This is a genomic window from Acidovorax sp. 93 (genome assembly GCF_003633835.1).
Lineage (GTDB): Bacteria > Pseudomonadota > Gammaproteobacteria > Burkholderiales > Burkholderiaceae_C > Acidovorax > Acidovorax facilis.
Window position 1 is genome coordinate 947,225 of the sequence record NZ_RBIT01000001.1, and the last position, 19,940, is coordinate 967,164.

At 64.4% G+C, this 19,940-nt stretch carries 18 protein-coding genes; 13 read left to right on the forward strand and 5 right to left on the reverse strand.

Features of this window, described 5'->3' with window-relative positions:
• Positions 1–9 precede the first annotated feature (9 nt).
• From C8C93_RS04270 to C8C93_RS04320, 11 genes are all read left to right on the forward strand, one after another.
• Entirely contained in the window at positions 10–1,290 is a 1,281-nt protein-coding gene (locus C8C93_RS04270; RefSeq protein ID WP_121506021.1) for a c-type cytochrome, read from the forward strand.
• Positions 1,291–1,347: 57 nt separating this feature from the next.
• Positions 1,348–1,746 carry a thioredoxin family protein gene (locus C8C93_RS04275; RefSeq protein ID WP_121506022.1) on the forward strand — a complete coding sequence of 133 codons (399 nt, stop codon included), beginning with the start codon at positions 1,348–1,350 and terminating at the stop codon, positions 1,744–1,746.
• Between the two features lie 170 nt (positions 1,747–1,916).
• On the forward strand, positions 1,917–5,291 hold the full coding sequence (locus tag C8C93_RS04280; RefSeq protein ID WP_121506023.1) for a DEAD/DEAH box helicase: 3,375 nt from the start codon (positions 1,917–1,919) through the stop codon (positions 5,289–5,291).
• Between the two features lie 276 nt (positions 5,292–5,567).
• Positions 5,568–6,164, forward strand: a complete 597-nt coding sequence (rimP, locus tag C8C93_RS04285) for a ribosome maturation factor RimP (protein ID WP_121506024.1) — start codon at positions 5,568–5,570, stop codon at positions 6,162–6,164.
• Between the two features lie 79 nt (positions 6,165–6,243).
• Entirely contained in the window at positions 6,244–7,728 is a 1,485-nt protein-coding gene (nusA, locus tag C8C93_RS04290) for a transcription termination factor NusA (protein ID WP_121506025.1), read from the forward strand.
• Positions 7,729–7,752: 24 nt separating this feature from the next.
• Complete coding sequence (infB, locus tag C8C93_RS04295) at positions 7,753–10,626, forward strand: translation initiation factor IF-2 (RefSeq protein WP_121506026.1); 2,874 nt, start codon at positions 7,753–7,755, stop codon at positions 10,624–10,626.
• 18 nt (positions 10,627–10,644) lie between these two features.
• On the forward strand, positions 10,645–11,016 hold the full coding sequence (gene rbfA / locus C8C93_RS04300; protein ID WP_010458038.1) for a 30S ribosome-binding factor RbfA: 372 nt from the start codon (positions 10,645–10,647) through the stop codon (positions 11,014–11,016).
• Positions 11,017–11,019: 3 nt separating this feature from the next.
• Complete coding sequence (gene truB, locus C8C93_RS04305) at positions 11,020–12,012, forward strand: tRNA pseudouridine(55) synthase TruB (RefSeq protein ID WP_121506027.1); 993 nt, start codon at positions 11,020–11,022, stop codon at positions 12,010–12,012.
• Positions 12,009–13,835, forward strand: a complete 1,827-nt coding sequence (typA, locus tag C8C93_RS04310; RefSeq protein ID WP_055398157.1) for a translational GTPase TypA — start codon at positions 12,009–12,011, stop codon at positions 13,833–13,835. Before truB ends, typA begins: the two co-directional genes overlap by 4 nt.
• Before the next feature lie 91 nt (positions 13,836–13,926).
• Entirely contained in the window at positions 13,927–14,802 is an 876-nt protein-coding gene (locus C8C93_RS04315; RefSeq protein WP_121506028.1) for a DMT family transporter, read from the forward strand.
• A complete protein-coding gene (locus tag C8C93_RS04320) occupies positions 14,799–15,893 on the forward strand; it encodes an enoyl-CoA hydratase/isomerase family protein (protein ID WP_121506029.1) in 1,095 nt (364 codons plus the stop codon). The genes C8C93_RS04315 and C8C93_RS04320 overlap by 4 nt, the downstream gene beginning before the upstream one ends.
• 51 nt (positions 15,894–15,944) lie before the next feature.
• On the opposite strand, the gene C8C93_RS04325 is transcribed toward C8C93_RS04320, so the two are convergent.
• The 4 genes from C8C93_RS04325 to smpB form a co-directional block, all read right to left on the reverse strand.
• Positions 15,945–16,862, reverse strand: coding sequence for an anti-sigma factor (locus C8C93_RS04325; protein WP_370108192.1), 918 nt, complete (start codon positions 16,860–16,862; stop codon positions 15,945–15,947).
• A gap of 9 nt (positions 16,863–16,871) precedes the next feature.
• Positions 16,872–17,417 carry an RNA polymerase sigma factor gene (locus C8C93_RS04330; protein WP_121506030.1) on the reverse strand — a complete coding sequence of 182 codons (546 nt, stop codon included), beginning with the start codon at positions 17,415–17,417 and terminating at the stop codon, positions 16,872–16,874.
• Positions 17,418–17,450: 33 nt separating this feature from the next.
• Positions 17,451–17,822, reverse strand: a complete 372-nt coding sequence (locus tag C8C93_RS04335) for a hypothetical protein (protein ID WP_199726981.1) — start codon at positions 17,820–17,822, stop codon at positions 17,451–17,453.
• Between the two features lie 145 nt (positions 17,823–17,967).
• On the reverse strand, positions 17,968–18,441 hold the full coding sequence (gene smpB, locus C8C93_RS04340) for an SsrA-binding protein SmpB (protein WP_055398252.1): 474 nt from the start codon (positions 18,439–18,441) through the stop codon (positions 17,968–17,970).
• Between the two features lie 118 nt (positions 18,442–18,559).
• Between smpB and C8C93_RS04345 the strand changes: the two genes are divergently transcribed.
• Positions 18,560–19,000, forward strand: coding sequence for a type II toxin-antitoxin system RatA family toxin (locus C8C93_RS04345; RefSeq protein ID WP_121420481.1), 441 nt, complete (start codon positions 18,560–18,562; stop codon positions 18,998–19,000).
• A complete protein-coding gene (locus C8C93_RS04350) occupies positions 18,993–19,352 on the forward strand; it encodes an RnfH family protein (protein ID WP_055398152.1) in 360 nt (119 codons plus the stop codon). Before C8C93_RS04345 ends, C8C93_RS04350 begins: the two co-directional genes overlap by 8 nt.
• Before the next feature lie 12 nt (positions 19,353–19,364).
• On the opposite strand, the gene C8C93_RS04355 is transcribed toward C8C93_RS04350, so the two are convergent.
• Positions 19,365–19,904, reverse strand: a complete 540-nt coding sequence (locus C8C93_RS04355; RefSeq protein WP_121506031.1) for a DUF4124 domain-containing protein — start codon at positions 19,902–19,904, stop codon at positions 19,365–19,367.
• Between the last annotated feature and the right edge of the window lie 36 nt (positions 19,905–19,940).

The following is a 19,940-nucleotide window of genomic DNA, read 5'->3' on the forward strand; positions in this document are numbered from 1 at the left end:
GATGCACCGATGAAACGCATCCTCTGGACAATATCTTCCGTTCTGGCCGCGTTGGGCATTGCGGCAGCACTGCTGATCAGCCTGAACTTGCGCGGCGAAGAGCCTCTGCCCGCTGGCGAGACGCTGCAGAGCACACCTGAATTGATTCAGCGCGGCGAGTACCTGGCCCGCGTGGGCAACTGCATGGCCTGCCACACCACGCAGGGCGGTGCGCCGTTTGCCGGCGGGCGCGGCATCGAGACGCCGTTTGGTGTGGTGCACAGCTCCAACCTCACGCCCGACAAGGCACATGGCATTGGCAGCTGGACCTCGGCCGAGTTCTGGCGCGCCATCCACCACGGCCTCAGCAAGGACGGGCGGCTGTTGTATCCGGCCTTTCCGTACCCCAACTACACACAGGTGACGCGCGAGGATTCGGACGCCATCTTTGCCTACCTGCACAGCCTGCCCGCCGCCGCTGAAGCCAACCGCGACCACGCGCTGCGTTTTCCGTACAACACGCAGGCGGCTCTGGGTGTTTGGCGGGCGCTGTTCTTCACGCCCGGGGCGCCTCAACCCGAACCCACGCAGTCGGCTGAATACAACCGGGGCGCTTACCTGGTCAACGGCCTGGGCCATTGCACCGCCTGCCACACGCCGCGCAACGCATTGGGCGCCACCACCGACGCCAAGGCCTTTACCGGCGGGCTGATCCCGGTGCAGAACTGGTATGCCCCTGCGCTCAATGCTGCGCATGAGGCGGCTGTCAAAGAATGGAAAACCGAAGACGTGGTGGCCTTGCTGAAAACCGGCGTGGCCCCGCACGGCTCGGCGCTGGGCCCCATGGCCGAAGTGGTGTTCCGCAGCACCCAGTACCTTATCGATGCCGATGCGCGCGCCATGGCCGTGTACCTGCAGGGCCTGCCGCAGCAGGATCGTAAGGTGCCTGCCACCGTAGCCGCCCCACCAGCCAGTGCCATGGCACGCGGCAGCAAGGTGTACGAACAACACTGCGCCCAGTGCCATGGCGACAAAGGCCAGGGCGAACCCGGCGCCTTCCCGGCGCTGGCGGGCAACCGCGCCATCACGCTGAGCGACCCGACCAACCTGGTGCGCGTGGTGCTGCAGGGTGGCTACCTGCCTGCCACGGCGGGCAACCCGCGCCCGCACGGCATGCCACCGTTCCAGCAGTTTCTGTCCGACGAGGACGTTGCGGCGGTGACGACCTTTGTGCGCAACAGCTGGGGCAACCAGGCGCCGGGTGTGGGTACCATCGAGGTTTACCGCGCCCGCGAACGGCGTGGTTTGTAGCGCGGGGCCTGCTGTCTTCACAGGGCTCCCGCCACGCCAGCCCCAGGAGCCCGTTTGATGTCCAGCCCCGCCGCATTGCCCCCGTCCTCCCCGCCAAGCCCGGCGGCCGCCACGCCCGGTGGTTGGTGGGCCGTGTGCCTGTGCGCAGCGTGGTGTGGCACCTGCGGCATCTACCGCCCCCTGTTCGACGAACTGGCCCGCGCGCATCCGGACGTGCGTTTTGAATGGGTGGACATCGAAGACGAGTCCGATCTGGCTGGCGACCTGGACGTGGAAACCTTTCCCACCCTGCTGATTGCCGACGGCCAGCGCGCGCTGTTCCTGGGGCCGCTGCTGCCCCAGGCGCCCGTGCTGGCGCGGCTGCTGGCCAGCCTACAGGCCGCTCCCGGCAGCGCAGGGGCGGGCAGCGAGGCCCAGGGCGTTTTTGAGCGTGTGCGCGCCGCGCGTAGCCGGTAAGCGTCGCGTTCTAAATACTCACTCAATGCTCATTTTTTAGTAGCTGCTAGCGCTTGATAGTAAAGCGCTAGGGCCACTTTCCGCTTTTATTTGTGTCTTCCCCCACTGCTCCGTCCTTTTCCCTCAGCTCGCTGCAGGCCCACTGCGACCAAGGCGCTTGGTCGCGTGGTATGGGACTTTTCCGGCAGTCCGCCGTCGTCCGCATCGACGTTGAAGAGGAAGGCAAAGGCGTCTGGCGCATCGGCGGCGAAGTGCAGGGCACCCAACCCGAGCCGTACGCGCTGTCGGTAGAGCTGGTGCTGGCGCCCAACGGCCAGGTCCGCTCCTGGACGGGCGAATGCACCTGCCCGGTGGGCGAAGACTGCAAACACGCCGTAGCCCTGACGCTGAAGGCCCTGGACATGCGCCCAGGCGCAGAGCCTGCCCCCCGTTCGCCCCCTACAGCGCAGGCCGCGCAAGCGCTGCAGGCTATGCAGGAGCGCGTTGCCGCCCAGGCCCGCGCAGAGGCCGAGGCCCGCCTGGTGCGTTGGCTGAACGACTGGGATCTGGCGGCAGACAACGCCGCGCCGCCACTGGCTGGCGCACGGGCAGACCGGCCGGAGTGTTACCTCTACCTGCTCTCCACCGTCGGGCGCCTGCGCAATGGCGCGCCACAGCTGCAGATCGAGGCCGTGGTGTCCTACCCCAAACTCACCGGCGGCTGGGCCAAGCCCAAGGCCGTCCGGACCCAACCTGGACCCGGCCAGGCGGTGTATGACCGCGCCGCGGATGCAGACCGCCAGCTGCTGCAACTGCTGCGTGCCATGCCGCGCAGCGTGGGCTACTACTCGGCCTACAGCGGCGCGCCGACGGGTGTGCTGGAGGGAGCTGTAGGCCTGCTGGCACTGCAGCAGGCGGCTGCCACGGGGCGTCTGTTTGTGGATGCAGGCGGCTCCACGGTGGGCGTACCGCTGCGCTGGGGCGATCCGCTGCCCATTGCCTGGGCCTGGAAAGAAAAAGTCGCGTCCGGTGGTGGCGACGGTGGCGACAACGCCTGGACCTTGCAGGCCCGCCTGCCCAGCCCCAGCGCCACGCTGTGTGCCAACCATCCGCCCCTGTACCTCGATGTCGCCCAGGGCCTGTGCGGCCCCGTGTCGGCCGAGGGGTTGAGCCCCGAACAACTGGAACTGCTGCTGCAGGCGCCTCCGCTCGCCGCCGCCGCGCTGCAAAAACACCATGCCGAGGTGGCGAGCCGCCTTGTGGGCATGCTGCCGCTGCCGCCGGTGCTCAGCCCTCTCACACGCGTGCAGGGCGTCAAGCCCGTGGCGCGCCTGCACCTGGCGCCCGTGCCCGAAGCCGATGTGCCGGGCCTGGGCCTCATCACCGCCCAGTTGCGCTTTGACTACCAGGGCCATGTGGGCTGGTGGGCCGGGCAGGACCTGAGCGTGCTGGTGACTGGCGCCGACGGCAGTCAGGTGCTGCTGCAGCGCGACGCGGCGGCCGAGCTGGATGCCATTGAACGCCTGATGGACCTGGGCCTGCTGGCCACCGACGATGGCCTGTTCGGCATCCCCGGCGAGGAATCGCAGGACGACTGGATGCACTGGTTTGACAACGGGTTTTCTGTGTTGCGCGAGGCCGGTTTTGTGCTGACGCAGGACGCGGCGCTGGACGGCTGGATCACCCATGCCGACACGCTGGACGTGTCACTGCAACCCAGTGGCGAAGATGAGGCCACATCGCCCTGGTTTGCGCTGTCGCTGGGCATGGAAATCAACGGCGTGCGCCACAACATCCTGCCGTTGCTGCCCCTGCTGATCGCCGCTGCCGCCCAGCAGCCGCCCGACCCCGTCACTGGACAGCCGCAGCTGCCGCCGTTTGCTTACCTGCGGGGTGTGGTTACATCGGGTTTTGTGCGGGTGCCGACCGACGCGCTGCGCCCCTGGATGGCCGCCTTGCTGGACCTGGTGGGCGACCGCGCGCACGACTTCAGCGGCGACAGCCTCAAGCTCTCGCGCATGGACGCGCTGCGCACCAGCGCCGCGTTGGGCGAGGGCGCGGTGTGGCAGGGCGCCGATGCCTTGCGCGCCATGGTGGCCCAGTTGCAGGGCGTCGGCGCCTTGCCGGAGGTGCCTTTGCCCGCCAGCGTACAGGCCACCTTGCGGCCGTACCAGCAGCAGGGGCTGAACTGGCTGCAGTTTCTGAGTGCCCACGGACTGGCCGGTGTGCTGGCCGACGACATGGGCCTGGGCAAGACGCTGCAGACCCTGGCACACATCCAGGTCGAAAAAGACGCGGGGCGGCTGACCGCACCTGCGCTGGTCATCGCACCCGTGAGCCTCATGGGCAACTGGCAGCGCGAGGCGGCCCGCTTTTGCCCTGGGCTACGTTGTCTGGTGCTGCATGGCGCCGGCCGACACGGCATGGCAGATACAGTCACCGAGCATGACCTGGTCATCGCCCCGTATTCGCTGCTGCAGCGCGACCGCGAGCGCTGGTTGGCGCACCAGTGGCACCTGGTGGTGTTGGATGAAGCGCAGAACATCAAGAACGCCAGCACGCATGCTGCGCAGGTGGTCAGCCAGCTGCAGGCGCGCCACCGGCTGTGCCTGTCGGGCACGCCCATGGAAAACCACCTGGGCGAGATCTGGAGCCTGTTTCACTTTTTGATGCCAGGTTTTCTGGGCAGTCAAACACGCTTCAAGGAGGTGTTCCGCACGCCCATCGAAAAGCAGGGCGACGGCGCGCGCATGGCGCAGCTGCGCTCGCGCATCACGCCCTTCATGCTGCGCAGGACCAAGGCCCTGGTGGCGGGCGAGCTGCCGCCCAAGGTCGAGTCGGTGATGCCCGTGGAACTGACCGGCACGCAGGCCGATCTGTACGAAACCATCCGTCTGGGTATGGAAAAAACCGTGCGCGAAGCCTTGCAGACCAAGGGGCTGGCCAAGTCGCAGATCACCATCCTTGATGCGCTGCTCAAGCTGCGCCAGGTGTGCTGCCACCCGCAACTCGTGCCGCTGGATGCCGCCAAAAAGGTCAAGACATCGGCCAAGCTGGACCAGCTGATGGCGCTGCTGCCCGAGATGCTGGCCGAAGGGCGGCGCATTTTGCTGTTCTCGCAGTTCACCAGCATGCTCACGCTGATCGAGGCCGAGCTGAAAAAACGCAACCTGCCCTGGGTCAAGCTCACGGGGCAGAGCCAGAAGCGCGACGCGATCATCGAACAGTTCACCAGCGGGCAGGTGCCCCTGTTCCTGGTCAGCCTGAAGGCGGGCGGGGTGGGGCTGAACCTGCCGCAGGCCGACACGGTGATTCACTACGACCCCTGGTGGAACCCGGCAGTGGAAAACCAGGCCACCGACCGCGCCCACCGCATTGGACAGACACAGAGCGTATGGGTGATCAAACTGGTAGCGCAGGGCACGATCGAAGAGCGAATTTTGGCGCTGCAGGAGCGCAAGGCGCAGCTGGCGGGCAGTCTGTACAGCGACTCCGCTGCACGCAAGGAGCCGCTGTTCACCGAGGGCGATCTGGCCGAGCTGCTGCAGCCGCTATCACTGTCATAGCTGCTCGCGCCGATTGGATAAGCGCCAGGTGCCGTTTTGGCACCATATCGTCCGGCAGGCCGCATGCACACTGGCCTGGGCGCGTTGACAACAGTTTTGCCCGTCCGCGCCTTTGCAAATCAACACTTTGCGCGCTACAATACGACTCTCACGACCAAACGGGCGGGTACCAACCGCCCGTTTTTTTTGGTCGAACGCTTTTGGAGCTCGAAGCTGTCGGGGAAGAGTCTCCGGGGGTTATCGGGTTTTTTGTTTTTCCGGGATTGAACTGAACACGTGGCATTGCAGCAAGTCGTTGAACAAATTGTGACGGGTCTGGGGTATGACCTGGTGGAGATCGAACGCTCCGCTGGCGGTTTGCTGCGCGTCACCATCGACTTGCCCTGGGTGCAGCCGGCCGCTGATGCGCCCCAGCCCGTGATTGAGCAGTTCGTGACCGTCGAGGATTGTGAGAAGGTCACGCGCCAGCTGCAGTTTGCGCTGGAGGTCGATGGCGTCGAGTACAAGCGCCTCGAAGTGTCGTCCCCCGGCATCGATCGCCCCCTGCGTCATGAGCAAGACTTTGTCCGCTTCGAGGGTTCGGTCATCGACGTCACCCTGAAGGCGCCCATCGGCGTTGCGGCGGCGGCGGGGCAGGTGAATGCCACCCGCAAGAAATTTCGCGGCACGCTGGAGCGCGCCGAGGCTGGGGGGTGGCAGATCGTCTGGAGTGACGAGCCGCCGGTCAAGCTAGGTCAAAAGGTCAGCAAGAAACGTGTGCCCGCCCCATTGCAGGCGCTGGGCTTTACCTTGGACGAGGTTCGGGATGTGCGCCTGGCGCCCATCGTGGATTTCAAGGGGCGTGCAGGCAAGGCTGGGGCGGCACCCGCCTGAGTGGCTGCTGAAAAATTGGGGTGGGTGGCAGCCGCGCGCAGCCTCCGCCTTCGGGTGATTGAAACAGGAGAGTCGTCGCATGAATCGCGAATTGTTGATGTTGGTTGAGGCCATTTCGCGCGAAAAGAACGTGGAGCGTGATGTGGTCTTGGGCGCCGTGGAGTCGGCCCTGGCCCAGGCTACCAAGAAGCTGTACCAGGGCGAGGTGGACATTCGCGTGTCCGTGGATCGCGACAGCGGCAACTATGAGACTTTCCGTCGCTGGCTGGTGGTGCCCGATGATGCCGGCCTGCAAAACCCCGAGGCCGAAGAGCTGCTGATGGATGCGAAGGACCGCATTCCGGACATCGAAGTGGGCGAGTACATCGAAGAAGGTGTCGAGTCCGTGCCGATCGGCCGCATCGGCGCCATGGCTGCCAAGCAGGTCATCCTGCAGAAGATCCGCGACGCCGAGCGTGAAATGCTGCTCAACGACTTCATGTCGCGCGGCGAGAAAATCTTTACCGGCACCGTCAAACGCATGGACAAGGGCGACATCATTGTCGAATCCGGCCGTGTGGAAGGACGTCTGCGCCGTGGCGAGATGATCCCGAAGGAAAACCTGCGCAGTGGCGACCGTGTGCGCGCCATGATCATGGAAGTGGACCTGACGCTGCGCGGCGCTCCCATCATCCTGTCGCGCTCGGCCCCCGAGTTCATGATCGAACTCTTCCGCAACGAAGTGCCTGAGATCGAACAAGGCCTGCTGGAAATCAAGTCCTGCGCCCGTGACCCCGGCTCGCGCGCCAAGATCGCCGTGCTGAGCCACGACAAGCGCGTGGACCCCATTGGCACCTGCGTCGGTGTGCGTGGCACCCGCGTCAATGCGGTGACCAACGAACTCGCTGGCGAACGCGTGGACATCGTGCTGTGGTCCGAAGACCCCGCACAGTTTGTGATCGGCGCCCTGGCCCCGGCCAACGTGTCCTCCATCGTGGTCGATGAAGAAAAACACGCCATGGACGTGGTCGTGGACGAGGAAAATCTCGCCATCGCCATTGGCCGTGGTGGTCAGAACGTGCGTCTGGCGTCCGACCTGACTGGCTGGAAGATCAACATCATGGACGCCGCCGAAAGCGCGCAAAAGCAGGCCAACGAGACCGACACGGCCCGCAAGCTGTTCATGGAAAAGCTCGATGTGGACGAGGAAATCGCCGACATCCTGATCTCCGAAGGCTTCAACAGCCTCGAAGAAGTGGCCTATGTGCCGCTGCAGGAAATGCTGGAGATCGAAAGCTTCGACGAAGACACCGTCAACGAGTTGCGTGCCCGTGCCAAGGATGCGCTGCTGACGATGGAAATTGCCCGCGAGGAAAGCGTGGAAGAGGTCTCCCAGGACCTGCGCGACCTCGAAGGCCTCACCCCCGAGCTGATTGCCAAGTTGGCCGAAGGCGGTGTGCATACACGTGACGACCTGGCCGATCTGGCCATTGATGAGCTGACCGACCTGACCGGACAGTCTGCAGAGGATGCCAAAGCCTTGATCATGAAGGCGCGCGAACACTGGTTCGCGGGGCAAGAGTAAAGGTCAGGGAGGCACGAACCACATATGTCCAGTAATACTGTCGCCGAGTTTGCAACCGAACTCAAAAAATCGCCTGAAACCCTGCTCGACCAGCTCAAAGCTGCGGGCGTGGGCAAGGCCGCCCCTTCCGACGCGTTGACCGAGTCGGATAAGCAAAAGCTGCTGGCCTATCTGCAGGCCAGCCATGGCACGGCCTCGGCCGACCGCAAGAAGATCACGCTGGTGAAGAAGTCCACCAGCGAGATCAAGCAGGCGGATGCCACGGGCAAGGCACGCACGATCCAGGTGGAAGTGCGCAAGAAGCGCACGTTCATCCAGCGCGACGAAGGTGCCGAGGCATCTGCCGAATCCCACGCGCCCGCCGCTGCGGAAGAGGCCGCTGTTTCCAGCGAAGACCTGGAACTGTCCCGCCGCGAGGAAGAAGCTCGCCGCCAGGCCGAGCTGATCCGCCGCCAGGAGACGGAGCTGGCCGAAAAGCGTGCCGAGCGTGAAGCGCGTGAGAAGCGTGAGCGTGAAGCTGAAGAGCGCGCTGCCGCCTATGCCGCCCAGGAAGCCGAGAAGAAGGCACAAGCCTCTGCTGTCAAGCAGGAGGCCACCCGCGAGCAAGCGGCCGAAGCCGCTGCACGCAATGCAGCCCAAACCGAAGCCCGCGAAAAGGCTGCCGCTGAATCCAAGGCACGCGCCGACGAGGAAACAGCGCGCGCTGCTGACCTGGACGCCCGTCGCCGCAAGGCCGAAGCGGAAGCTGCTGCGATCCGGTCCATGATGGCCACGCCCAAGAAGGCGGTCATGGTGGCCAAGAAGCCAGAAGAACCCAAGCCAGTGGCCAAGCCCGCTGCCGTGGGGGATGCCAAGAAGGGCACCCTGCACAAGCCGGCTGTCGGCACCGGTGTGGCGCGCGCAGGCGCTCCCGCCACTGCCGGGGCAGGCGCAGGTGCGCCAGGCGCTGGCAAGGAAGTGAAGTCGGCCAAGCTGTCCTCCAGCTGGGCCAACGACACTGCCAAGAAGAAAGAAATCAAGACCCGTGGCGACAGCAGCGGCGGTGTCGGTCGCAACAACTGGCGTGGTGGCCCGCGTGGCCGCCGTGGCGACAGCCGCGACCATCGCGACGATCACCAGCAGTCTGCACCGGTCGAGGCGCGCATCATTGAAGTGCATGTGCCCGAAACCATCACGGTGGCAGAGCTGGCACACAAGATGTCGATCAAGGCGTCTGAAGTGATCAAGGCGCTGATGAAGATGGGCCAGATGGTCACCATCAACCAGCCGCTGGACCAGGACACCGCCATGATCGTGGTGGAAGAACTGGGCCACAAGGCGGTGGTGGCAGCGCTGGACGATCCAGAAGCCTTTACCGACGACGATACGACCCAGCAGAACGTGGAATTGTTGCCACGTGCTCCTGTGGTGACCGTCATGGGCCACGTGGACCATGGCAAGACCTCGCTGCTCGATTACATTCGCCGCGCCAAGGTGGCTGCGGGTGAAGCCGGTGGCATCACGCAGCACATTGGTGCCTACCACGTGGAAACACCACGCGGCATGGTGTCGTTCCTTGACACCCCGGGCCACGAGGCCTTCACGGCCATGCGTGCCCGTGGTGCCCAGGCCACGGACATCGTGATCCTGGTGGTGGCGGCCGATGACGGTGTCATGCCCCAGACCAAGGAAGCCATCAAGCACGCCAAGGCGGCTGGTGTTCCTATCGTGGTGGCGATCACCAAGGCCGACAAGCCCGATGCCAACCCCGACCGCGTCAAGCAGGAGCTGGTGGTCGAAGAGGTGGTGCCTGAAGAGTACGGTGGCGATTCGCCGTTCGTGCCTGTGTCTTCCAAGACCGGCATGGGCATCGACACCCTGCTGGAGCAAGTGCTGCTGCAGGCCGAAGTGCTGGAACTCAAGGCACCGGTCGATTCACTGGCCAAGGGTCTGGTGATCGAAGCCCAGCTCGACAAGGGCCGCGGCCCTGTGGCCACGGTGCTGGTGCAGTCCGGTACGCTCAAGGTGGGCGATATTGTGCTGGCTGGCCAGACCTATGGCCGCGTGCGCGCCATGCTGGACGAAAACGGCAAGGTCGCCAAAACCGCAGGCCCGTCGATCCCGGTGGAAATCCAGGGTCTGACGGAAGTGCCGCAGGCCGGCGACGAATTCATGGTGCTCACGGACGAACGCCGTGCCCGCGAAATCGCGACCTACCGTGCCGGCAAGTTCCGCAACACCAAGCTGGCCAAGCAACAGGCCGCCAAGCTGGAAAACATGTTTGCCGACATGACGGCGGGCGAAGTGAAGATGTTGCCCATCATCGTCAAGGCCGATGTACAGGGTTCGCAGGAAGCGCTGGCGCAGTCGCTGCTCAAGCTCTCGACCGACGAAGTCAAGGTGCAGCTGGTGTACGCCGCCGTGGGCGCCATCAGCGAGTCCGACATCAACCTGGCGATCGCCTCCAAGGCCATCGTGATCGGCTTCAACGTGCGGGCCGATGCCGGTGCGCGCAAGCTGGCCGAAGGCAATGGCGTCGATCTGCACTACTACAGCATCATTTACGACGCTGTGGACGAGCTGCGTGTGGCGATGTCCGGCATGCTGGCCCCCGAGCAGCGCGAGGAAATCATCGGCACCGCCGAGATCCGCACGGTGTTCGTGGCGACCAAGATCGGCACGATTGCCGGTTCGTACATCACTTCGGGCATGGTCCATCGCAACGCACGCTTCCGCCTGCTGCGCGACAACGTGGTGGTCTACACCGGCGAAGTCGATTCGATCAAGCGCCTCAAGGACGATGTCAAGGATGTCAAGGAAGGCTTTGAGTGCGGTATCAAGCTCAAGAACTACAACGACATCAAGGAAGGCGATCACCTCGAATTCTTTGACATCAAGGAAATCGCTCGGACGCTGTAAGGCATCGGTGACGACGACATGGCTGCGAAGAAATCTTCCACCCCCAACCGCGCCTTCAAGGTCGCCGATCAGATCCAGCGCGATCTGACGGAGCTGATCGCGCGCGAGTTGAAAGATCCGCGTGTGGGCATGGTGACGCTGCAGGGTGTGGAGGTGACTCCAGACTACGCACACGCCAAGGTGTTCTTCAGCCTGTTGACGGGCGACCCTGTGGAGACACAGGCGGCGCTCAACCAGGCTGCGGGGTTCCTGCGAAACGGCTTGTTCAAGCGCCTGCACATCCACACGGTGCCCACGCTGCACTTTGTGTTCGACCGCACCTCCGAGCGTGCGGCCGACATGAATGCCTTGATCGCCAAGGCAGTTTCTTCCCGCGCAAAAGAGGAGTAGTCCATGCACGCGCCTCGCACCAGGGTGCAGCGGCGCCCTGTGCATGGGGTGTTGCTGCTCGACAAACCGCTCGGCCTTTCGAGCAACGACGCCTTGCAAAAGGCGAAATGGCTCTTGCGCGCCGAAAAGGCGGGCCATACCGGCACGCTGGACCCATTGGCCACCGGCGTGTTGCCGCTGTGTTTTGGCGCGGCCACCAAGTTCAGCCAGCTGCAGCTGGATGCGCCCAAGACCTACGAAGCCGTTGCACTGCTGGGCACCACCACCACCACCGGCGACGCCGAAGGCGATGTGGTGCAACGCTGTGATGTGGACTTGGCACAGCTGACCCCTGAGCGTCTTGCGGCCGTGCAAGAGCAGTTCACCGGCCCTATTCGCCAGGTGCCGCCGATGCACAGTGCGCTCAAGAAAGACGGCAAGGCGCTGTACGAGTACGCGCGAGCAGGTGTCACGGTAGAGCGTGAAGCGCGCGATGTCGTCATTCATGCATTAAAACTGACCCTGACGCAGACAGATAAAGCGCAAGCAGCTATCAAAATAATAGTAACTTGCAGCAAAGGCACCTACATCCGCACGCTGGGTGAAGACATCGGGGCGGCGCTGGGTTGCGGCGCGCACCTGACCTTCTTGCGCCGCATCGACACGGGTGGAATCGGTGTGGAGCGTTGCGTCACGCTGGCCCAGCTGGAAGCCATGCCGGAGGCGGAGCGCCTGTGCAGCCTGGAGGCGCCCGAGTCGCTGCTGGCACAACACGTGCGTGTCACGCTGGACGGCGAGAATGCAGCCCGATTCCTGTCGGGCGTGCGTCGCCGTGGCACCTGGCCCGATGCCAGTGCCGTGGCGGTGTTCGGCGAGAATCCTCCGGCACTGCTGGGGGTGGGCCACATCGTGGGCGGGGAGCTGGTGCCGGACAGGCTCCTGAGTCCGCTGGAAATTCAACAAATTTTGGAAGGCATGCCGCACCCTCAAGCCAGCGGCACATTGGAAAAACTATGACGACGAAACAAATCCGCAATATCGCGATCATTGCCCACGTTGACCACGGCAAAACCACCATGGTCGACCAGCTGCTGCGCCAGTCCGGCACCTTCGCCGACCACGAAAAGGTCGTTGACACCGTGATGGACAACAACGCGATTGAAAAAGAGCGTGGCATCACGATCCTGGCCAAGAACTGCGCCGTGAGCTGGAAGGGCACGCACATCAACATCGTGGACACCCCCGGCCACGCGGACTTCGGCGGTGAAGTGGAGCGTGCGCTGTCCATGGTGGACAGCGTGGTGCTGCTGATCGACGCGCAAGAAGGCCCCATGCCCCAGACGCGTTTCGTGACCAAGAAGGCCCTGGCTCTGGGCCTGCGCCCCATCCTGGTGGTGAACAAGGTGGACAAGCCCGGTGCCAACCCCGACAAGGTGGTGAATGCCGCGTTCGACCTGTTCGACAAGCTCGGTGCCACCGACGAACAACTCGACTTCCCCGTGGTGTACGCCTCGGGCATCAACGGCTGGTCGTCGCTGGAAGAAGGCGCGCCGGGCGAGCAGTGGGGTCCCGACATGTCGGCCCTGTTCGACACGATCCTCTCGCACGTTCCACCGAACACGGGTGACCCAGCCGCTCCGCTGCAACTGCAGATTTCGGCGCTGGACTTCTCCACCTTTGTGGGCCGCATCGGCGTGGGCCGCATCAGCCAGGGCACCATCAAGCCCGGCCAGGATGTGCTCGTCATGGAAGGCCCCGATGGCAAGTCCGTCAAGGGCCGTGTCAACCAGGTGCTCACCTTCCAGGGCCTTGATCGCATGCAGACGCCGCTGGCGGGCCCTGGCGACATCGTGCTGATCAACGGCATCGAGGACATCGGCATCGGCGTGACCGTGACCGACCCCGCCAACCCGTCGCCGCTGCCCATGCTGAAGGTGGACGAGCCCACGCTGACCATGAACTTCTGCGTGAACACCTCGCCCCTGGCCGGCCGCGAAGGCAAGTTCGTTACCAGCCGCCAGATCTGGGACCGTCTGCAAAAGGAGCTGCAGCACAACGTGGCCCTGCGCGTGTCTGAGACCGATGAAGAAGGTATCTTCGAAGTGATGGGCCGGGGTGAACTGCACCTGACCATCCTCTTGGAAAACATGCGCCGTGAAGGCTACGAGCTGGCCGTGTCCAAGCCCCGCGTGGTGTTCAAGGACATCGACGGCGTGAAGCACGAGCCTATCGAGCTGGTGACGGTGGACATCGAAGAAGGCCACCAGGGCGGCGTGATGCAGGCCCTGGGCGAGCGCAAGGGCGAGCTGGTGAACATGGAGTCCGACGGCCGTGGCCGCGTACGCCTCGAATACCGCATCCCCGCACGTGGCCTGATCGGTTTCACCAACGAATTCCTGAACCTGACGCGTGGTTCGGGCCTGATCTCCAACATCTTCGACAGCTACGAGCCGCACAAGGGCGACATCGGTGGTCGCAAGAACGGTGTGCTGATCTCCATGGACGATGGTGAAATCTTCACCTACGCCCTGGGCAAGCTGGACGACCGTGGCCGCATGTTCGTGAAGGCGAACGACCCCGTGTACGAAGGCATGATCGTGGGCATTCACAGCCGCGACAACGACCTGATCGTGAACGCCACGCGCACCAAGCAGCTGACCAACTTCCGTGTCTCTGGCAAGGAAGACGCGATCAAGATCACGCCCCCGATCGACCTCACACTGGAATACGGCGTGGAATTCATCGAGGACGATGAACTGGTCGAGATCACGCCCAAGTCTGTGCGCCTGCGCAAGCGCCACCTGACCGAGAACGAGCGCAAGCGCGCTGCACGGTCCTGATCGGCGGAGCGTTCAGAGAAGCGCTCAGAGCACGTTCAAAAAGGGGCCACTGCGACGCAGTGGCCTTTTTGCCGTCTGAATCCTGGAGCCTCTGTTGAAATTGACACATTCCCGTGCCGTGGCGCTGATGGTGGCCGTGACCCTCATGTGGTCCATTGCCGGTGTGGTCACGCGCCACCTGGAGCATGCGGCGAGCTTTGAGGTGACCTTCTGGCGCAGCTTCTTCACGCTGCTGTCGCTGCTGGTCATCCTGCCTGCGCTGCAGGGCAGGGCGGTGTTCGCCTCCATGCGCCACAGCGGCCGTGCGCTGTGGATCTCTGGCGTGTGCTGGAGCGTGATGTTCACGGCATTCATGGTGGCGCTGGTGCTCATGCCGGTGGCTAATGTGCTGGTCACGATGGCCGTGGGGCCGCTGCTCACGGCGTTGTTCGCGCGCATTTTTATCGGCCACCACATCGCCCCGCGCACCTGGGCCGCGATTGCCGTGGCGGGGCTGGGCATTGGGTGGATGTATGGTTCGCAGATGGCGGGCCTGCCCCTGGCAGGTACGCTGGTGGCGCTGTGTGTGCCGGTGGCAGCCGCCATCAATTGGACGGTGGTGCAGCATTCGCAGCGCCACGGCCATGCGGTGGACCTGGTGCCTGCCGTGCTGGTCGGCGCGGTGATCTCGGTGGTGGCTACGTTGCCGCTGGCACTGCCTTTTCAGGCTTCAGGGCATGACCTTGCCCTGCTGGCGCTGTTGGGCGTGGTGCAATTGGCCATCCCTTGTGTGCTGGCCGTGCGCTGCGGCCGGGTGCTCAAGGCGCCAGAGATGGCGTTGCTTGGCTTGCTCGAAGTCATCTTTGGAATTTTGCTGGCTTGGTTGGGGGCAGGCGAAAAGCCTGCTCCGGCGGTGCTGACGGGAGGCGTGCTCGTGATCGGCGCGCTGGTTTTTAACGAACTATTGGGTTGGAAGGAACAAAAATGACGGAGACGGTATTGCCTGATGTGTTGAGTGAAGTGCGAGGCCAGGTGGGCTTCATCACCTTGAACCGCCCGCGTGCGCTCAATGCCCTCTCGCTGGGCATGGTGCGTGACCTGATGGGCATCTTGCTGGCGTGGCAGAACGATGCACGGGTGCTGGCCGTGGCCATCCGTGGCAGCAACAAGGAAGGCCCGTTTGGTGCCTTCTGCGCCGGTGGAGACATCCGCTTTTTGCACCAGGCGGGCAGCCAGGGCAACCCGCTGATCGAGGACTTCTTCACCGAGGAGTACGCGCTCAACCACCTGATCCACAACTACGCCAAGCCCTACATCGCCTTCATGGACGGCATCGTGATGGGCGGCGGCATGGGCATCAGCCAGGGCGCCGCCCTGCGTGTGGTGACCGAGCGCACGAAGATGGCCATGCCGGAGACGGCCATTGGCCTGTTCCCGGATGTGGGGGGGGGCTATTTTCTGAGCCGGTGTCCCGGTCGTGTGGGCGAATGGCTGGCGCTCACCGGCGACACCATTGGCGCCGGTGATGCCATCGAAAACCGGTTGGCGGACGGTTGTCTGCCTGCTGACCAGCAAGCGGCCGTGTGGGAGGCGCTGGGCACCCAGAGCTTTGCCAGCGGTGCTGCCGTCAAAGACTATGTTGCTTCTAAACTTGTAGCTGCTAGCGCTTTGCAGAAAAGCGCTAGGGGCCAAATTGACCAATATTTTTCGTTGGGCAGCGTGGGCGAGATCGTGGCGGCGCTTGAAGCGGCCGACAGTGACTGGGCACGCGCCACGGCGGCCACGCTGCGCAAGCGCTCGCCCCTCATGCTGCACGTGGTGCTGGAACAAATCCGCCGCGCACGGGACATGGGCTTGGCCGACGACCTGCGCATGGAGCGCGACATGGTGCGCCACTGCTTCTTCCTGCGCCCCGGCCAGAGCGAAACGGTGGAGGGCATCCGCGCCCTGGCCGTGGACAAGGACCATGCGCCCCAATGGAACCCTGGCCGCATCGAGGACGTGACGCCCGATATGGTGGCGCAGTTCTTCACCAGCCCCTGGCCTGCACACGCCCACCCGCTGGCCCATTTGTCCTGATCGGCGACGGTTGTAGCCGGGCAGGCCACCCGGAGAGTCGCTGGCGGCGCGTCAGGGGTTCAGCTGTTGGTACGCCGCTGTCGCCAAGCTCAGCAGCTCGGTGCGGGACAGCTGTCCGCTCAAGGCGTAACCAAAGCCCGCGTCCGTCCAGTAAAAGCCTGGCACCGGGCCATCTTGCGTGAACTGGAATGCGGTCGTGCTTGCGGTGGTCGGCGGCTGTGGACGGGGCGTGTTGTCGCTGGCGGGGCCAGGGCTGGTGGATGCCGCAGCCAAGGCGCCCAGGTACAGCGTGATGCGCTGGCCTGCGCTGTTCTGGTACATGAACTGCGCGCGCACCCCGGTGTCGCCAGGCAGCAAGCGGCCACCCACCAGTTCATAACCCTGCGCGCCCAGCGCGGGGACCTTGAGCGGGCGGTCCAGCCGCTTGGACAGCCATTGCACCAGGTGGTCTTGCTGGGCGGCTGTAACTTCCACGGGGTGGCGGACTTCGGGCTGGTACACCGCGTGGGCGACTGCGGCTTGCTGGGCGAAACGTTGTGCCGGTTCGGCAGCCAGCAGCATGGTGCCGTTGCCCGTCGCCAGCGTTTTGCCGGGCGCCACGGCGGGCCACTGGCCGCGTCCCGTCCACCCCAGCACAAAGGCCAGCAACACGGAGGCGGCCATGCCACCCCAACGCCACCACTGTGCCTGCTGCTCCCGGCGGTCCGTGGCCCGCAATGCTGCGGCCATCAACGTATCGGGAACGGGGGCGTGGAGCAGGTCCTTGTGCAGGGCGTGCAGCTGCTCTCTCTGTGCCTGCCAGTGCGCCAGTGTGGCCTGCGCTTCCTGATCATCCTGCAATTGCTCGCGCAGCGCCTGCGCCTGTGCGGGCGGCAATTGGCCGTCCACGAGGGCGTGCCAAGTGCTGCTTTCGCCAGCGCGTGGGTGGGGGGCAGGGTGGATCGGGTCCATGGTGGGGGGGCGGGTCATGGCTCTTTTTTATTTGAGGCGACGCAGCACAGGCACTGCGCCTGCTGCGGGTGCGTCTGCGTGGGCGGCCGGTATAGGGCTGGGCGCGGGCTCTCGGTCCATCAGCGCGCGCAGGCGCGTGCGGGCGCGGGACAGGCGTGACATCACAGTGCCTGCCGGAATGCCCAGAATGCGCGCGGTGTCCTCGTAGCTCATGTCCTCCATGGCCACCAGCAGCAGCACGGCCCGCTGGTCGGCGGGCAGGCGCTGCAGACAGCACTCCAGATCCAGGGCGTCATCCGAGGGAGCGCGGGCACCCGGCAACTGGTCGTGAATGTCGTCGATGTCCACCTGCGCCAGCGCGGGCAGCGCACGGCGTTGGTTGAGGTACAGGTTGTGCATCAGAGTGAACAACCACGCGCGCAGGTCGCTGCCCGTGCGCCACAGCAACCACTTGCTGCAGGCACGTTCCAGCGTGTCCTGCACCAGATCATCGGCCGCCCAGGCATCGCCTGTGAGCACCCGCGCGTACCTGCGCAGGCCGGGCAGTTGTTCGATGACCTGGGTGCGGTTCATGCCGTGTGGGGCCTGTGCGGCGTTGAAGGGTTCTCAGGGCCGTGCGGTGCGCCAGACCTGGTTCACCCCGTCGCCGGTTTTGTCGCCGGGCTTGGTGTCCTTGATCCAGTAGTAGAGCGGCTTGCCCTTGTAGGCCAGTTGGGTCTTGCCATCGTCACGGGTGATGACGCTGTAGTCGCCACCGGGTGCCTTGCTGGCCATGAGTGGTGGCCAGTTGGTGGCGCAGGGGCCGTTGCACACCGACTTGCCACTGCCTGCCGCGTCGCGGTCGAACGTGTACAGCGTCATGCCGCCCGCTCCGACCAGTACGCCGTCCATGGTCTTCACGGGCGAGTCGTTCATGGTGGCGCAGCCGGCCAGTGCGGCTGCTGCGACGAAGGCGGCCATCGAGATCAGTTTTTTCATGGGTTTCTCCAGGGTGTGGTGCAGGCGGAGGCGAATGCTGCCTTGCACCAGGACAAACACATGGGCGCAGCGGTTTATTCCACGGCGTCACAAAAAAATCTCAAGGGCTGGGCTGGGTGAGCGCAGACCGCATCGCACGCATGCCTCAGCGGCTGCGACTTTTCATGGCGCGTTCCACCTCGCGCTTGCCTTCGCGGTCCTTGATGGTGTCGCGCTTGTCATGCTCAGCCTTGCCCTTGGCCAGGGCAATTTCGCATTTCACAAAGCCGTTTTTCCAGTGCAGATTGAGCGGCACCAGCGTGTAGCCCTTTTGCTCGACCTTGCCGATCAGGCGCTTGATGTCGTCTTTCTTGAGCAGCAGTTTCTTGGTGCGCGCCGATTCGGGGTTGACGTGGGTGGAGGCGGTCTTGAGCGCATGGATCAGGCAGCCGAGCAGATACAGCTCGCCATCGCGGATCAGCACGTAGCCATCGGTCAGCTGCACCTTGCCCTCGCGCAGGGCCTTGACCTCCCAGCCGTGCAGCACCATGCCCGCCTCGTGGCGTTCCTCGAAGAAATAGTTGTAGGCCGCTTTCTTGTTGTCGGCAATGCGGGACGTAGGATCGGGTTTTTTGGCCATGAAGAGGTAGATGCGGCACAAACCGGGAGTTAAAAGGCCTCCCTACAATGTGTGGGTGTCGCTGGCAGCGATTCTAATTTCCTCCGCTTGGCGCACACCGATGCCAGGCACAGTCTGCATGAAAACCGTTCACAAGTCCGTCCTCATTTGGTACAGCCCCGAAGAAATGTTTGCCCTGGTCACCGGGGTGGAACACTACCCCCAGTTTCTGCCGTGGTGCGATCACGCGGGCGTGCTGGAGCAGACCGAGGACGGCATGACCGCCGAAGTGGGCATCGCGTTCAGCGGCATCCGCCAGACCTTTGTGACGCGCAATACCCACGAGGCAGGTCGGCGCGTGCAGATGCATCTCATCAAAGGGCCGTTCTCGCGCCTGGATGGCGACTGGCACTTCCACCCGGTGGGCGATGGTTCGCAGCGCGCATGCAAGGTGGAATTGCTGCTGAACTACGGTTTTGACAGTGCCACGCTCGCGGCGCTCGTAGGCCCGGTGTTTGACCGCATCGCTGGCAGCATGGTCGATGCCTTTGTGAAGCGTGCGGAGCAGGTGTATGGCTGAGCGGGTGCCGGGGAGCACTGTGCAGGTCACGGTGGTGGTCTGTATTGCTCCTCGCAAAACGCAGGAATGGGTACTTCAGCTGCCCGAAGGTGCCACCGTGGCTGATGCGTTGCGGGCGTGTGGGGCGGATGGCGCATTGGGGCCGCAGGGCAGTGCAGACCGGCCGACCCTGGGCATCTGGGGGCGTGCAGTGTTGCCTGACGCCGCAATCAGGCATCTGGACCGTGTGGAGGTCTACCGCCCACTGAAAGTGGACCCCAAGGTGGCCCGCCGTGAGCGTTTTGCACGGCAGGGCGCGCGGACCACGGGGCTTTTTGCACGCCAGCGGCCCGGGGGTAAGTCGGGCTACTGAGGTCGCCTTGGGTTAGCGCTTGCAGTCGGCGGCAATGATGCCGTCGAGGCGTTTGGATTCCGCCGCCCGGCCAGCTTCGTCGAGGAAGATGCGTTCGCCCTGGGCGTTGGATTGGGTGATGGGTCTGCCCGAATCAAACGCTGCCTTGGCCTGGCGCGCGCGCGTGCAGTTGTCTGCCTTGGCCTTGGCCAGCTTTTCTTCGTCTGCTTTTTTCTTGGCCGCTTCGGCCGCTTCTGCCTGGGCTTTTTTCTCTTCCAGGGCTTTGTCTTTGCCGGTACCCGGCGCGCTGGCGGCAGGCTTGGTGGCCGAGGCGGCAGCGGTGGTTGTGGCCGCAGGGGTTCCTTCCGCTGGCGCGGCTGCCACTGGAGCGGGTGCTGAACGCGGAACCCCGCCACCGGGCTGCTTCAGGATGTTCTTTTCAGGGGTATCTTGGGGTGGAGGGCGGTCGCTGAAGACCTTGCGGCCGTCCTTGTCGATCCACTGCCATTGCGCCGCCGCGCCCATGGCCCAGGTGCAGGCCACGGCCAGCAGGAGAAACTTGTGCATTTTCATGCGGACAAGTTTATCCATGTGACTCACCCCCCGCCA